This window comes from Streptomyces rubradiris (assembly GCF_016860525.1).
Taxonomy (GTDB): domain Bacteria; phylum Actinomycetota; class Actinomycetes; order Streptomycetales; family Streptomycetaceae; genus Streptomyces; species Streptomyces rubradiris.
This window is the reverse complement of record NZ_BNEA01000015.1, coordinates 835,279-849,572: the sequence shown is the minus strand read 5'-3', so window position 1 is coordinate 849,572 and position 14,294 is coordinate 835,279. Positions and strand designations below refer to the sequence as shown.

15 protein-coding genes are annotated in these 14,294 nt (G+C 71.2%); 8 read left to right on the top strand and 7 right to left on the bottom strand.

The window, feature by feature from the left end:
- Positions 1-77 precede the first annotated feature (77 nt).
- Positions 78-992, bottom strand: coding sequence for an EamA family transporter (locus Srubr_RS17025; protein ID WP_189989385.1), 915 nt, complete (start codon positions 990-992; stop codon positions 78-80).
- 34 nt (positions 993-1,026) lie between these two features.
- Entirely contained in the window at positions 1,027-1,464 is a 438-nt protein-coding gene (locus tag Srubr_RS17020; protein WP_189989383.1) for a hypothetical protein, read from the bottom strand.
- Between the two features lie 112 nt (positions 1,465-1,576).
- Here Srubr_RS17020 and Srubr_RS17015 point away from each other — a divergent pair, with 112 nt between their 5' ends.
- A complete protein-coding gene (locus tag Srubr_RS17015; protein WP_189989381.1) occupies positions 1,577-2,140 on the top strand; it encodes a CGNR zinc finger domain-containing protein in 564 nt (187 codons plus the stop codon).
- 589 nt (positions 2,141-2,729) lie between these two features.
- Complete coding sequence (locus Srubr_RS17010) at positions 2,730-4,154, top strand: APC family permease (protein WP_189989379.1); 1,425 nt, start codon at positions 2,730-2,732, stop codon at positions 4,152-4,154.
- A gap of 24 nt (positions 4,155-4,178) precedes the next feature.
- Here Srubr_RS17010 and Srubr_RS17005 read toward each other — a convergent pair whose 3' ends face one another.
- The 3 genes from Srubr_RS17005 to Srubr_RS16995 form a co-directional block, all read right to left on the bottom strand.
- The gene (locus tag Srubr_RS17005; protein WP_189989377.1) at positions 4,179-5,225 is read right to left on the bottom strand and encodes an amidohydrolase family protein; all 1,047 of its coding nucleotides are present in this window, start codon (positions 5,223-5,225) and stop codon (positions 4,179-4,181) included.
- A 361-nt stretch (positions 5,226-5,586) separates the two neighbouring features.
- Complete coding sequence (locus Srubr_RS17000; protein WP_189989376.1) at positions 5,587-6,219, bottom strand: TetR/AcrR family transcriptional regulator; 633 nt, start codon at positions 6,217-6,219, stop codon at positions 5,587-5,589.
- Positions 6,220-6,367: 148 nt separating this feature from the next.
- On the bottom strand, positions 6,368-6,793 hold the full coding sequence (locus Srubr_RS16995) for a cold-shock protein (protein ID WP_189989374.1): 426 nt from the start codon (positions 6,791-6,793) through the stop codon (positions 6,368-6,370).
- A gap of 121 nt (positions 6,794-6,914) precedes the next feature.
- Between Srubr_RS16995 and Srubr_RS16990 the strand changes: the two genes are divergently transcribed.
- From Srubr_RS16990 to Srubr_RS16965, 6 genes are all read left to right on the top strand, one after another.
- Entirely contained in the window at positions 6,915-7,370 is a 456-nt protein-coding gene (locus Srubr_RS16990; protein ID WP_189989372.1) for a hypothetical protein, read from the top strand.
- Positions 7,371-7,467: 97 nt separating this feature from the next.
- Positions 7,468-8,502: a GlxA family transcriptional regulator gene (locus tag Srubr_RS16985; protein ID WP_413790257.1), complete on the top strand. Its 1,035-nt coding sequence runs from the start codon at positions 7,468-7,470 to the stop codon at positions 8,500-8,502.
- Complete coding sequence (locus Srubr_RS16980) at positions 8,450-9,244, top strand: DJ-1/PfpI family protein (RefSeq protein ID WP_189989368.1); 795 nt, start codon at positions 8,450-8,452, stop codon at positions 9,242-9,244. Before Srubr_RS16985 ends, Srubr_RS16980 begins: the two co-directional genes overlap by 53 nt.
- A gap of 233 nt (positions 9,245-9,477) precedes the next feature.
- On the top strand, positions 9,478-9,819 hold the full coding sequence (locus tag Srubr_RS16975) for a hypothetical protein (protein ID WP_189989366.1): 342 nt from the start codon (positions 9,478-9,480) through the stop codon (positions 9,817-9,819).
- Between the two features lie 57 nt (positions 9,820-9,876).
- Entirely contained in the window at positions 9,877-10,365 is a 489-nt protein-coding gene (locus Srubr_RS16970) for a hypothetical protein (RefSeq protein WP_189989365.1), read from the top strand.
- Between the two features lie 106 nt (positions 10,366-10,471).
- On the top strand, positions 10,472-12,673 hold the full coding sequence (locus Srubr_RS16965; protein WP_189989363.1) for an endonuclease: 2,202 nt from the start codon (positions 10,472-10,474) through the stop codon (positions 12,671-12,673).
- Between the two features lie 46 nt (positions 12,674-12,719).
- On the opposite strand, the gene Srubr_RS16960 is transcribed toward Srubr_RS16965, so the two are convergent.
- Complete coding sequence (locus Srubr_RS16960; RefSeq protein WP_189989361.1) at positions 12,720-12,962, bottom strand: hypothetical protein; 243 nt, start codon at positions 12,960-12,962, stop codon at positions 12,720-12,722.
- Positions 12,959-14,278 (bottom strand): S8 family serine peptidase, encoded by a 1,320-nt coding sequence (locus Srubr_RS16955; protein WP_189989359.1) that lies wholly within the window; start codon positions 14,276-14,278, stop codon positions 12,959-12,961. The genes Srubr_RS16960 and Srubr_RS16955 overlap by 4 nt, the downstream gene beginning before the upstream one ends.
- Positions 14,279-14,294 lie beyond the last annotated feature (16 nt).

Genomic DNA, 14,294 nt, shown 5'->3' with positions numbered 1-14,294 from the left:
CACCCTGAGGCAATGGCCTAAGTGCGTTCAACCATTACACAGCCGGTGGGCGACTGTACGCCGGCTCCGGTGGAACGTCAGGATGTGGGCGTTCCGGGTCCCGACTCGGTGGCGGATCCCGCCGGACTGCGGTCGGCGCGGCCCGGGGCGGATCTGACCGACCACGCTCCGGCGATGACGACCAGCGCGATGGCCGCGCACTGACGCACGGTGACGTGCTCACCGAGCACCACGAAACCCACACAGGCACCGACGGCGGGGCTCATGGCCAGCAGAACGCCGAACGCCCGTACGTCGATGCGTCGCAGCGCCGTCATGTCCAGGGAGTACGGGATCAAGGAGGAGAGGACGGCCACCAGAAGGCCGATCAGCAGGAGGTGCGGATGCCGGGCGACGGCGGCTCCGTGGGTCACGGCTGCCACCGGGGTCAGCAGGCAGGCACCGACGGCCAGTGCGACGGCCAGGCCGCTCCAGTCGTCGAAGAGCAGCCCCACCCGTCGGTTGAGTACGACGTAGGCCGCACGGCATACGGCGGCCAGAGCCCCCATCAGCAGTCCGGCCATGGGGAGATCGGCCCCGGGGGAGGCCAGCAGCACCACGCCCGTCAACGCCATCAGGGCGCCCGCCATGTCACGCCAGTGCCTCGACATGGCGACGGACACCACCACGGGGCCCAGCAGCTCTATGGTCGAGGCGACGCCGATCGGCAGGTAGGTGATCGCCTGGAAGTAGGCGACGTTCATGGTGGCGAAGACCACCCCCAGCGCGATGGACGCCCGCCACTGGCGGGGCGCCATCGCGCTGGGGCGGGGGCGGACGAGCGCGCATACGATGACCGCGGAGAACAGCAACCGCATGCCGGCGAGCGCTGTGGCTCCCACTTCGTCATATGCGCCCTTGGCGACGGCCGATCCGAGCTGCAGGCTGCTGATCTGCGCCAGCACCAGCAGCGGAGGGACCCATCGGCCGCGGTGGGCGTGTCGTGCGTTCACAGCGGCTCAGCGCTCTCCCGTCCCCACCCGTCGGTCAGGCCGCCGCGGATTTCACGGCTTGGACTTCGTGTTCCTTCTCGGCCTCTTTGATGTGCACGTAGAAGTACTCGCAGGCCTTGTGGAAGTCGTCGTCCCTCTCGTAGACGCTCTTGTAGTTGCGCACCCCCTCGTACCGGCGCGTGAGCATCGAGCAGGCCAGGGGCTCCTGTGCCGGCAAGGCCCCCTGTCCCACGCGCTGGTCCTCCGACTCGCACAGCGCGCGCTGTCCCGAGCTGAACACCCGCGTGGTGTCCAACGTCGGCGCCTCGCGGATCTCCAGGTTCTTCACGCACTCGACGCACGTCAGGGGCCCACCCTTCCAACGGGAGCAGAACTCGTTGTTCAGGGCCTCACTCGAGTGAACGGAGGCAGCCAGTTTCTCCACTGGCTGCTCGATGAACACGGGCATGTTTTCCTGGGTGAGAACGGACATGTGCTGCGTCGACACCTGCTTCGGTCGGTTGTCTTCTGCACGTGCCATACCAGCGGCCATATCCGGAAAGAAACAGCCGCTGGCGCGCGACAAAGCATGCTCTAATGATGCTATGAAATTCAACCCTTACGGCGGCGAGGCCGCCCGACTCGCAGCGGATCTGGTCAACTGCGCGGCCCCCGTCGGGCCCCGTGAACTGGAACCGATCCTCGCGGCGCACGGCGTCGAACACCGGTCTCTCACCCCGCGGCAGGCGGTCGATATAGGGGAGTGGAGCCGACGGCTCGCCCGCTGTTTCGGCGACCAGCCGCTGGAGCAACGGTGCGAAAGGATCAACGAGTTATTGGCGAGTGCCGCCGGCACCCCCCACATTTCGCTCCACGACGGTACCCCGCACATGCACTACAGCGCTCCGGGAGCGGACCCCGCCGCCCACATCAAGGCGATCACCGCTGCCGGTCTGTCCTATGTCGTCTGTTCCGCCGCGCCGTCCAGGCTCGGCCGCTGCGCACGCGGCGTCTGCCGGCTGGCATTCGTGGACACGTCCCGCAATGGCCGCCGTGCCTACTGCTCCGTGCGGTGCGCCAACAACGACGCGGTGGCCCGGCACCGGGCCAATGCTCACGCCGCTACCGGCTCGGCCGGTACACACCGACGAGGACTTTGCGCGCGTTGATGACGCGTTTTTATAGCCCGCGGTACACGTGAAATGCGGCAGTCGAGGCGAAACGACCCCTTACATCAGCACGATGTGAGACACGGACGGCCGGCAGCGTCACACCAGGAAAAAGCGCGGTGCCCCAGGTGCCGGAGCCCGGCCGAAGGAGACCCGGCCGGGCCGGCGCACGCCTTCCTCGCCGACCACTTCCGGCACCCACTTCAGTCGTGGGCTGTCTCCCGAGGGCAGGGCCGGCCGGCCTCCTGCGGCGTGCGCAGCCGCTCGGCGACGGCGTCATCGGCCGTGCCGCGTTCTGTCGATGCGCCTGATGCGCAGGACACCCAGCAGAAGAAGACGCGGGTGCCGGTCGCGCGCGATACCAGCTCCGTCTCCTCCAGTCTTTCGACGTTCAGTTCCAGGAATTGAGGACCGCTGCGAAAGGCGACACAAAAAGACGTTTTCTGGCCGGAGGTGCGCGGAGCGGGCAGCGGTTCGGTGCCGGGGCGCCGATTCGTTGACCATGGGGCCGGCCTGATGCAACGGTCTGGTGCACGACAACCCGCACAGAGGGGTGATCCCTCGACCGCACCACGACAAGGAGTGCCGCATGTCCCGCCAGGACTTACCGGGTTCGTCCGCCGTGGACACCGATGGCCGGCCCGAACTGAAGCGGGCGATGGGTCCGGGCCTGTTGCTGCTGTTCGTCGTCGGTGACATCCTCGGCACCGGGATCTACGCGCTGACCGGGCAGGTCGCGGGGGAGGTCGGGGGCGCGGCATGGCTGCCGTTCCTCATCGCCTTCACCGTCGCGCTGGTCTCCGCCTGTTCCTACCTGGAGTTGGTCACCAAGTACCCGCAGGCCGCCGGTGCCGCGCTGTACGTGCACAAGGCGTTCGGCAAGCACTTCCTGTCCTTCTTGGTGTGCTTCACCGTGATGTGTTCCGGTATCACCTCGGCGTCCGCCGCCTCGCGGGCGTTCGCGGCGAACCTGGTGACGGGCTTCGGGCTCGACGCGGGGAACGTCCTCGTGATGCTGATCGCCCTCGGTTTCATGGGCTTGGTGCTGCTCGTCAACCTCCGAGGCGTCGCCGAGAGCCTCAAGGTCAACGTCGTGCTGACCGCGGTGGAACTCTCCGGCCTGCTCCTCGTCGTCCTGGTCAGCGGCTACTTCATCGCGGGCGGGAACGCGGACTTCTCCCGCGCCGTCGCCTTCGAAACCACCTCGGACAAGGGCGTGTTCCTGGCGGTGAGCACCGCGACGTCGCTGGCCTTCTTCGCGATGGTCGGCTTCGAGGACTCGGTCAACATGGCGGAGGAGACCAGGAACCCGGAACGGGTCTTCCCCCGTGTGATGTTCACCGGTCTGGGCATCGTCGGGCTGGTCTACGTCCTGGTGTCCGTCTGCGCCGTCGCCGTCGTCCCCGTCGGCCGGCTGGCATCGAGCGAGACGCCGTTGGCGACGGTGGTCCAGACGGCCGCTCCCGACTTCCCCATCGCCGACCTGCTGCCGTTCATCTCCATGTTCGCGGTGGGCAACTCTGCCCTGATCAACATGCTGATGGCCAGCCGCCTGCTGTACGGCATGAGCAGACAGGGGGTGCTGCCGCCGTTCCTGTCCAGGGTGCACGCCGTACGACGCACACCTCAGGCGGCGATCCTGTTCACCACCGCCATCGCCTTCGGCCTGATCGCCTTCGTCTCGCTGAATCCCGACAGCTCGGTCGTCGCCCTGCTGGGCGGGACGACGTCACTGCTCCTGCTCACGGTGTTCGCGGCCGTCAACCTCTCGGTCCTCGTCCTGCGCCGGGACAAGGCCGACGGGTGGCACTTCCAGGCAGGTCGCCTGCTGCCCGTAGTGGGCATGGTCACCTGCGTCTACCTGGTCCTTCCCTGGTCCTCGGCACGCCCCGCCGATCAGTACCGCGTCGCAGGGGTCCTGCTGCTGGTCGGTGTGGCCCTCTGGGCGATCACCTGGCTCACCCGGCGCGGCGCCCCCGTGCCCGCCGGGCAGGACGAGACCGCGGCGCACTGAGCGGTGGGGCGCTCCGCCGGCCTCTCAGTCGGCGCCGGGCTGGACCAGCTTGAAGGCGAGCCGGGCACCGGCCCGGTGCACCGACTGGCGCAGCCGCGCGGTCAGGGGCCGGGCCGGGGCCGCGGGCGGCCGGGCGGCCAGGCGGGGGAAGAGCGCCTCGGCGTTGGTGCGGCTGACGGCCGTCAGGGTGTCCGGGTCCACGTGGGTGTCCAGACCGGCCGTGAAGTACTGCCCGGCGGCGGTGGGCGCGAACGGCCAGTCGCTGCCGAACAGGACGTGCCCGGGCCGGGCGAAGCCCAGCAGGGTCGGCAGGGCCGCCGGGCTGGAGGACAGCGCGGTGTCGAAGTAGAAGGACCGGAAGTCGTCCAGCACGTCCAGCGGGCAGCGCCCGGTGTCGTTCGCGATGGTGACGGCCATGCGGTGGGAGGCGTACGGCACGAAGCCGCCGCCGTGGCTCAGCACGAACCGGATGTTCGGGTGGTCGCGCACGATGCCGCCCCGCACGAGGAGGTAGGCGGCGCGGGTGGTGTCGAGCAGGAAGTCGGCGGCGAACGGCGGGATGTCCTTGATCGCGGGCGCCGGCAGCTCGGCCGGGTGGACGAACACCACCGCGCCGTGCTCGTCCAGGCACCGCCACAGCGCGTCCTGGCCGGGCGCGCCGAGGTAGACGCCCTGGGTGTTGGCGAGCAGGGTGACCCCGTCCGCCCCCAGCGAGAGCAGGGCCCGGCGGGCCTCGTTCACGGCGGCCTCGGCGTCCGGCATGGGCAGGGTGGCGAACCAGCCGAAGCGGCCGGGGTGGTCGGCGGCCAGAGCGGCGGAGAAGTCGTTGAGCCGCCGGGCGAGGCCCGCGGCCTCGGCCGGATCGGTGAGGAAGCCGGTGCCGGGCGTCGAGACGGACACCATCGCCGTGGCGGTGCCCAGCAGGTCCATCGCCTCCAGCGCCGCCCCGGGGTTCCAGTCGGGCAGCGCGCGGCCACCCGCCTCGGCGATGCCCGCCTGGGCGAGCAGGGCACCGTAGAAGGGCGGTGTGACGTGCTGATGGACGTCGATCCGGCGAAGTGCGGCGGGCATGCGGTGACCTGCTGACTCTCTCTCGGGGGTGGATTTCCGGACGGCGCGGGCGGGCGGCGGTTCTCCGCGGGACGTCACCGGCACAGGGCCGGGACGGCCGGGGCGCGCTTCGCGGGGCCCGGCCGGCGACGGCGCCGGGCGCGGCGGTCGAGACGCCGGGTGATGTCCGCGGAACGAAGTCCAGGGCGCTGCCGTAACCGGTGGGGACGTGCGGCCGGCGCGGTGTGGAAGGCCCGGACCGCCCGTCCGTCCCGGAGCCGGGGGCACCCGGGGTGTGCGCGGCGGAACCGGCCGGCGCACGCGGGCCCGGCGGCCCCGCCCGGTCGCGGGGCGGGCTCGGCGCGTCGCCGGCCGGCCGGGGTCATCGCGCGCTCTCCGCGGCCATGCGCAGGCCCGTCTCGTACACCAGCCGCGCGTGGAACTGGAACATCTCCACCAGATCGACGCTGTCGCCGTTGAACTCCCGCTGGACGAAGAGCCCGTCGGCCCCGGCGATGGCATAGGTGGTGAGGAAGCGCACCGCGTCGTCGTCCAACTGCGGCAGCACGAACCGGACGACTTCCTCGATCCGCTGCCGGGCGATGTGCCGGACCTGGAAGAACACCGTCCGGCTCCGGGGTTCCTCGGGCCGCCGCTCCAGGGCGAGCATGAGGCCGAGACGCAGGAAGTCCGGCTCGTTCACCAGGGACTTGGCCACGTTCGCCGCCATGATCACGGCTCGGTCCAGGGGAGTGCCGGCCTCCTCGCCGGGCAGTTCGACGGCCGCGAGCCAGGTCTCGAAGCTGCGCTCGATGACCGCGGCGATCAGGTCGTCCTTGTCCCTGAAGTGCCAGTAGATCGAGCTGGCCGGAAGGCCGCACCGGGCGCTGACCGCCGCGATCGACGTGCCGTCGTACCCGCGTTCGCCCGCGATGGCCACCGCCGCGTCGAGGATGCGCTGCCGCGACTCCACGCCGTTGGCGCGCTTCTTGCCACTCGTCCGCGGCCCGGTCATGCAGAAGACCCTTCCGTCGCCACGCTCTTGACCCTGTCGGGCGCCGATCTTACCGTAATGCCTGCTCCAATTGGAGCAGGCATTACAGCAAGTCGCGGAGCGGAACCGAGCCGACGGCCCGGCACGGGACGGCCGCGCCGGCGACGGATCAGTCCTCGACCCAGCCGTGGCTCTCGCTGAACTTCACCAGCGCGGCGCGGATGCCGAGGATCTGCTCCGCGGTCAGCAGCGGGCTCGCGTTCAGCAGCAGCTCCGTCACCTCGCGCCGGTACTCCGCGGCGCTGAGCACGTCGCACATCGGCTGGCCGGACTCGTCCAGCGGCGCCGTCCGCGCCGCCGCGCCCGGCCGCCGCGGCACACCGGGCTCGACGCCCTCGGCGAGTCGGATGTTCGACGCCTTCGGCCCCCGCTCGCCGTTCTCCACGTCGAATTCCACGACCAGCCCCGGGCGCACGTACTCCTCGGGGACCAGCAGATCGTTCACGTGCAGGAAGACGTCCTCTCCACCGCCTTCCGGCGCGACGAACCCGTAACCTCGTGAACTGTCGAAACGGACGACACGACCCGCAACCATGCGAAACCCCCAACTCCTCGGAAACACACACCATCCGGGACCTGTCCCCGGAAACCATGTACGGATGGTAGCCGCGGGCCGCCGCCGCCCGGCGGCCCTCCCGTCGGGCATGATCGGGGCCATGGAGCACGCACACCTGCCGACCACCGAGGCCGCGGTCACCGCGATACGCGCGTTGGCGGAGGAATACCGGCTGTCGCTGTCGGTCACCGACGACATCGGGGCGGACCGCACATCGCGTCGCACCTCGGCCCCGCTGTTCACCGTCACCGACCCCGACGGCTCGCTGCCGCACGAGGCGTTCGTGGAGCTCGCGGGCCCGCCGTCGGTGAGCGTCCGGCTCTTCCCCGAGGACGACGCGAAGATCACCGTCGAGGGCGTGGAGTTCCACGACGTCCCCCGTGACTCTGTTCCCGCCTTCCTCCGCTCCGTCTACGGCGGACTGGCCTTCACCAAGGGCCGGCTGTTCCCGCCCGGCCAGTGGCTCGTCGTCCCGCTGCCCGGCGACGAGACGTACAAGGAACTGATCCCGTTCTCCCTGCTGACCCCCTGGCTCACCCGGGACCCCCGTCGCTAGCGCGCCCCCGCCCCGGGGCCGTTCCGTACCGCCGGCCGCCGCTGTGATGGGGTGGGTCCGAAGGAGGGGGTACGGAGACATGGACGGTCAGCGGCGCGTGCTCATCGTCGCCTACGACAACGCGCAGATCCTCGACATCGCCTGTCCCAGCAGCGCCTTGGACATCGCCAACCGCTACGGCGCGGCGCCGCCGTACGCCGTCGAGCTCGCGACCCTCGGCCGCCGGGCCGCCCGCAGCTCGGCGGGGATCCTGGTGGGCGCCGGACAGGACCTGAACACGGTGACGGGTCCGCTGGACACGCTGATCGTCGTGGGCGGCGTCGGCTGCGAGGACGCGGCGGCGAACGAACCGCTCCTGCGCCAGGTGCGCCGGCTGGCCGCCCGCAGCCGGCGGGTGGCGTCCGTCTGCACGGGCGCCTATGTGCTGGCCGCGGCCGGCCTGCTGGACCACAGACGGGTGACGACGCACTGGGGCTGGGGCGAACGGCTCGCCGAACGCCACCCCGCCGTGGCCGTGGACGTGCGCCCCCTGTGCATCCGTGACGGCAACGTCTACACCTCCGCCGGCGTCACCAGCGCGCTGGACCTGGCCCTGTCGCTGATCGAGGACGACCACGGGCCGACGCTGGCCCGCGCCGTCGCCCGGGAACTCGTCACCCCGCTGCACCGCCCCGCCGACCAGGCGCAGATATCGGTGTTCCTGGCCGCCCCGCCACCCCAGGACCGGCTGGTCCGGGACCTGATGGGCTATGTCTCCGGCCACCTGGCCGAGGACCTCGCGCCCGCCGCCCTGGCCCGCCGGGCGGGGATCAGCACCCGCCATCTGACCCGCCTGTTCACCGCCCACCTCGGCACGACCCCGGCCCGGGCGGTACGCAAGGCGCGCACCGAGGCGGCGGCGCAACTCGCGCGGTCCAGCGGGCTTCCGCTCGCGGCGATCGCCCGCCGCTGCGGGTTCGGGTCGGCACAGACCCTGCGGCAGGCGTTCCTGGACCACTACGGGGTCACGGGGGACACGATGCGCAGGATGCCGGACATGCCACCGCCCCTCGCCGCTTCCGGGCAGCAGACTCCGGGACATGACCGACAGCACGCGCACAGCGCACAGCACGCGGCACTCGACGACCCGTAGGAACGTCCTGCGCGGGACCGTGGCCACCGCCGCCCTCGCGGCCACGACGACGGCCCCGGCCGGACCGGCACACGCCGCGCCGCAGGCCGGCGGCGGCCCGCGGATCGGCGTACTCCTCTACGACGGCTTCAGCCTGCTGGACCCCACCGGCCCCGCGGAGGTCCTGTCCCGGCTGCCCGGCGCCACCGTGACCATGATCGCCGAGCGGCGCGGCGCGGTCCGCACGGACACCGGGGACGTGGCCCTGGTCGCCGAGCGGTCCCTCGACGAGGTGGACCGCCTCGACGTCCTGCTCGTCCCGGGCGCGGGCAACCGCGGCACCGTGGCGGCGATGAACAACCGGACGCTCCTGGACTGGATCCGCCGGATCCACCGGCACACCCGGTGGACGACCTCGGTGTGCACCGGGAGCATCGTCCTGGCCGCCGCGGGACTGCTGGACGGGCGGCGGGCGACGACCTACTGGGCCTCCGCCGGGTACCTGGAGTCCACGTTCGACGTGACCTACCTGCCCCGCCGCTACGTGCGCTCCGGGAAGATCATCACCGCGGCCGGGGTGTCGGCGGGCATCGACATGGCCCTGTACCTGGCGTCCCTGCTCGCCGGCCCCGACACCGCGAAGGCGGCCCAGCTCGCCATCGAGTACGACCCGCGGCCCCCCTACGACGCGGGCGACGCCACCCGGGCCGACGCCCGGCTGAAGGAGCGGGCCCTGAGACTGCTGGAGGAGTCGCAGGGGTAGGGCGAGGACGACGCGCGACAAGGCCTGTGCCGACGAGCTGGAGACGATGTGTCTCATCCGGGCCGAGGCGGCCGAGGGTGCGGCCGGAGTCCGCGGGGGATCGTTCGAAGTGGTGCAGGCGAGGGGGTGAATTCGCCGCCCGGTTTGGGCCCACGGCGCCCCCGCCCGCCCTTGTCCGGCGGTTTTCCGGCTCAGGTTGCGACATCAGGGAATCAGCTTCGACGGGAATCGACGTGGGCAGAGAACATCTCCGGGTCAATCGATTCGGCCTTGCCGAATACGAAGACATGGTCGAACTCTCTCGTGGAGTCGACGTCTCCGAGCCGGCAGGAGTTCTGCATGCGATCGTCGAGCTGGTTCTCCCGGAGGAATCCGGCCTGCTCGATTCGCTGACCGACGAAGCTCAAGCGGACTTCGTGGTCCCCCTGGGAATGTGCGCCAAGATGCTGTCGAGTGGCGAGTACTCGGAGATGGAGTCGGTCTCCGCGGCCTGCACCGTCAGCCACTGCGCCGCAGCGCACATGTCCGAGTTCCCGGACGACCTCGCGCGGATGGTCTCCCGGCTGCCCCGCTGAGTGTCACCGACAGCGAACCGGAAGCCCCGTCAGGTGTCTCCTGGCGGGGCTTTCCGGGTGCGCCGCGCGGATCCGCCGGACGTGCCGGGCGGCGCGGGTCGCGGCTGGGGCCTGGTCGTGTACAACGGGACCGGCCTGTGTGTCCGCGGCGACGCGGGAATCGACCACAAGCGGCCCGGCGCGCTGTCCGGCAACCTCGCGTATTCCCACACCTACGCGCTCACCCAAGGATGCGGCACCGGACTGTCCCGGCCCGACGGCTGGGCCGCCACGCGGGCCACCGTCTACCGCTGGAACGGCTCCGCCTGGACGGTGTGCCGCACCAGCGACTGGAAGTACGGCGCCACGGGCCAGATGGGCGGCGAGTTCCCCGGACCCTGGGGTCCTGAGCTGGTGTTCGACTGGGGCGGGTGGCAGTCCTGCGGGCAAGGCTACTACGGCACGCTCGCCGCGGCCTACGTCTGGGACGGCTCCGCATGGCGCGGTGGCGACGTCTGGTCTGGCTACGAGTACGCCTCGGCCACCAGCTTCCACGGCGCCCAGTAGTTAGTTGACCAGGTGACTTTTGAACCGGTGACCATCCGTACGAGAAGCAATCACCGGTGACCGGTGGACACAATGGGGGAGGGGAGCGGAGCGAGGGAGACCTTCGATGATCACCGTGGAACACGTTCCCCAGGCGGAAACGGATTACCTGGCACAGCTGGAGAAGGCCGCGAAACGCTTCGGCGACCGGTCCCCGCAGCGGGAGGAGACCCTCCACACCCTTGAGAGCCGGGGCGTGCTGTACGCCGACGAACCCGGTCGGGTGCAGAAGCGACTGGCCCGGCTGAACGCCGACTGGTCGCTCGCCAAGGCGATCGAGCAGATACCGACGCAGCCCGCCACGACGACCGGCAGCACGTTGTCGCTGTCACCGGACGCGTTCGGCGCCGATCTCCTCGGCCTGGAACGCCTCATGGGACGCAACAACCTCACCGGAGTGGCCTTCCTGGAGGGCGGGTATCTGGCCGCCCGGTCGGTCGGGCGGATCTCCGTCCGCGCACCGGAGGGCGGACATCACGGCACCGGTTTCCTGGTGTCCCCCTCCCTCCTCCTCACCAACAACCACGTACTGCGCAGCCCGGAGGAAGCGGGCCACGCCGTCGTCGAGTTCGACTTCCAGGCGGGCCTGGACGGGCACCCCCTGGTCCCGGTGACCTTCCGCATCGACCCCCACGGTTTCTTCGCCACCGACCGTGAGCTGGACTTCACCGTCGTCGCGGTGGCCGAACACAACCAAGAGGGCGCGCGGCTCGCCGACTTCGGCTGGCTGCCGCTGGACGGGGCCCAAGGCAAGGCCATCCTCGGCGAGTTCGTCAACATCATCCAGCACCCCAACGGCGAGCCCAAGCAACTCGCCCTGCGTGAGAACCAGATCGTCGACCTGCTGGACCGGTTCGTCCACTACGTGACCGACACCGCGCCGGGTTCTTCCGGGTCCCCCGTCTTCAACGACCAGTGGGAAGTCGTCGCGCTGCACCACTCGGCCGTACCGGAGACCGGTCCCGACGGCCTCCCCCTGGCCACCGACGGAACGCCCTGGCGGCCGGGGATGGGCGAGCACCGCCTGGCGTGGAAGGCCAACGAAGGAGTGCGCGTCAGCCGCGTGCTGCAAGCGCTGAGCCGGCTCACGCTGACCGGGAACGCGGCCCGGCTGCGCGACGAACTGTTCCGGCCACCGGACCGGCCGGGCCGCGAGGGCGCACTCCCGACGCCGACGCACCCGGGGCCGGACGGACCCACGCCGGACGGTTCCGCACCGCCCGCCTCCGGTCCCGCCGTCGGCATCACCGTGCCGCTCCGGATCACCGTGGGCGTCGACGCGCCGGCGCCCGGACAGCGCGGCCCCGACCGGTTCGCCGGCCCCCGGGTGACCGCGGTGACCGCCGACGGCGCCGTCCCCGCCCCGCCGGGGCGGGCGGCGGCAGGCTCCGCCGTCGCCGACGCCGTCGCGCGGGACCTGGACGCCGCCCTGCTCAACCTCCGGCTCGGGGAGGCACGCGCCTACTACGTCCCCGACGACGACCGCGCCGCGCGGGACGCCTACTACGCGCACGTCGACGCCGACTCGTACGGCGAGCCGCTGCGGCAGGCGCTGACCGCCCTGCTGGAGGACACCCACGGGCCCCGCCCCTCCTACAGACCGGCGCGCATGCTCTACCCGTGGGTCGACCTCCACCCCGACCGCCTCCTGCGCAGCGTCTACTCGGGGAAGACCTTCACCGCGGAGGAACTCATCCGCGCCGACGCCGCCGCCGAGGCGTCCCGGCTCCGGGGCATGCAGGAGTTCCTGCTGCGGGAGAGCACGGCGAGCGCGGACGAGCTCGCCGGGGAACTGGACGCCCTGGAGGCGTCGTTGCCGTTCAACTGCGAGCACGTCGTCCCGCAGTCCTGGTTCGGCAAGCGGGAGCCCATGCGCGGTGACCTGCACCATCTGTTCGCGTGCGAACCGGCGTGCAACAGCTTCCGCGGGAACTACCCCTACATGGACTTCCCCGGCTTCGAGGAGGCCGTCCGGGACGACTGCGGCATGCGCGAGAAGAGCGGGTTCGAACCGGAGCACAGCAAGGGAGCCGTCGCCAGAGCCACCCTGTACTTCCTGCTGCGGTACCCCGGCCTCGTCGGGGACAGGGCGCGGGAGTTCCCCGAGGAGCGGCTGCCCATCCTTTTGGCCTGGCACGAGAACGAACCCGTGACCGAGTACGAGCTGCACCGCAACGCGGCCATCGCCGGGATACAAGGAAACCGCAACCCCCTGATAGACCACCCCGAGTGGGCCCGGAGCATCGACTTCTCCGGCGTCTGGCCCTGAAGGACCGCGAGGGACCGGCCGGGACACCGGTCCGGTGGCCCCGTCGTCACCGGTCCGGCGGCTCGGGCGGTGGCAGGCGGACGGCGCGGGCCCGTTCGACGGCCGCCACGCCCTCCACCGCCCGCAGCAGCGGGAGCCGGTCCTCGGCGATGGTGCCGGCGGCCGTGCCGATGAGCGGCTGCTCACTCGTCACGGTGAGTCCGACGGCCCGCGCCGCCCCGATCGTCTCGGCGAACCGCCCGGGGTCGTCGACGGACAGGATGACGTCCACCCGCGGGGATTCGGTCACGGAGTCTGTCCCAGACCCGCACCGACGCTCGCGGGAGGCTGTGCGAGCCGGTACGCGCCGGAGAGCAGGCGCTTGCTCAGTTCGGACGCCGTGGCCTCCGGCGCCCCCTGGGCCAGCAGCGCGACGATACCCGCGATGTGCGGGGTGGCCATACTGGTCCCGCTGATCGTGTTGTAGACCTGGGGCATCGGCCAGGCGGAGCGCACATCGACCCCGGGCGCCGCGATGTTGATCTCGGCACCGACGAGACCCTGGCCCCGGCAGGAGAACGGTGCCACGTCCAGCGCCTTGCCCAGAGCCGCGACAGCCAGGATCGAGGGACAGTTGGCCGGGTGGTTGACCGGCCCGCCGTCGTTGCCCGCCGCCGCGACGATCAGCGTGCCCGCGGTGATGACCCGCTTGGCGAGGCTCTCGAAGACCGGTGAGAACAGCTGCCCGGCGCCGACCGGGGCGCCCAGTGACATGGAGATCACCTTCGCCCCCTGGGAGAGCGCCCAGGCGATCCCCGCGAGGATCTGACCGTCGCTCCCGCTGCCCTGGTTGCTGAGCACCTTGCCCGCCAGGATCTGCGCCTCGGGAGCGACGCCGTAGCGCGGCCCGTGCTGCGGCTGCGCCGGCCCGGCCGCCGTGCCGATGCAGTGGGTGCCGTGGCCGTTGCCGTCCTGCGCGGACTGCCCCGGCACGAAGGACGCGGTACCGGCGATGTGCGCGGTCAGGTCGGGGTGTGCGGTGTCCACTCCGGTGTCGAGCACCGCGACCCCGACGCCCTGCCCCGTCAGGGGAGAGTGGTTGGCCCGTACCGCCTGTAGGCCCCACGTGTGCTCGGTCTCGTCCCAGGCCGGGCCCAGCGAGACGGCCATCGCCGCCGTGGTGTGCCGCTCCAGGACGTCCTCGTCGCTGCGGTACGTGGGGTAGTACCCCGTCACCTCCGGTGTACGGTCCGTGATGGTCGATATGTAGACCAGGCGCTCCGGCTCCGCGGCGATGACCGCCGGTTCCTGCTGAGCGGCCGTCACCAGCGCCTCCCGTTGGTCCGGTGCCACGTCGACGACGGCGACGCCCAACTCCGGGAAGAGCGCGTTCACGTCCGGCGCCCCGAAGACGCGCACGGCGCTCTCCGCCTCGGCACCACGCACCGGTTCCGCGCTCGCGATGCCGGCCTGGGAGCGCAGCGCCGCCATGCCGCGCTCCTCCTCCTGGCAGTCGAGAAGTACGAGGTACTTCCCCGTGTAGGCGTTCTCACGCTTGCGGACGCTCTGGTCGTAGAGTCCGAACTGCCCCTCGCCCGCACGGCGGTCGAATGATTCGTTCGTCATGGTGTCTCCGCTCCGA

Excerpts from the sequence above, each read along its gene's own strand:
- Srubr_RS16995 (WP_189989374.1), bottom strand. The coding sequence starts at position 6,793 with ATGGTTGCGGGTCGTGTCGTCCGTTTCGACAGTTCACGAGGTTACGGG.
- Srubr_RS17015 (WP_189989381.1), top strand. The coding sequence starts at position 1,577 with ATGAAATTCAACCCTTACGGCGGCGAGGCCGCCCGACTCGCAGCGGAT.
- Srubr_RS17010 (WP_189989379.1), top strand. The coding sequence starts at position 2,730 with ATGTCCCGCCAGGACTTACCGGGTTCGTCCGCCGTGGACACCGATGGC.
- Srubr_RS17000 (WP_189989376.1), bottom strand. The coding sequence starts at position 6,219 with ATGACCGGGCCGCGGACGAGTGGCAAGAAGCGCGCCAACGGCGTGGAG.
- Srubr_RS16980 (WP_189989368.1), top strand. The coding sequence starts at position 8,450 with ATGACCGACAGCACGCGCACAGCGCACAGCACGCGGCACTCGACGACC.
- Srubr_RS17020 (WP_189989383.1), bottom strand. The coding sequence starts at position 1,464 with ATGTCCGTTCTCACCCAGGAAAACATGCCCGTGTTCATCGAGCAGCCA.
- Srubr_RS16990 (WP_189989372.1), top strand. The coding sequence starts at position 6,915 with ATGGAGCACGCACACCTGCCGACCACCGAGGCCGCGGTCACCGCGATA.
- Srubr_RS16965 (WP_189989363.1), top strand. The coding sequence starts at position 10,472 with ATGATCACCGTGGAACACGTTCCCCAGGCGGAAACGGATTACCTGGCA.
- Srubr_RS17005 (WP_189989377.1), bottom strand. The coding sequence starts at position 5,225 with ATGCCCGCCGCACTTCGCCGGATCGACGTCCATCAGCACGTCACACCG.
- Srubr_RS16955 (WP_189989359.1), bottom strand. The coding sequence starts at position 14,278 with ATGACGAACGAATCATTCGACCGCCGTGCGGGCGAGGGGCAGTTCGGA.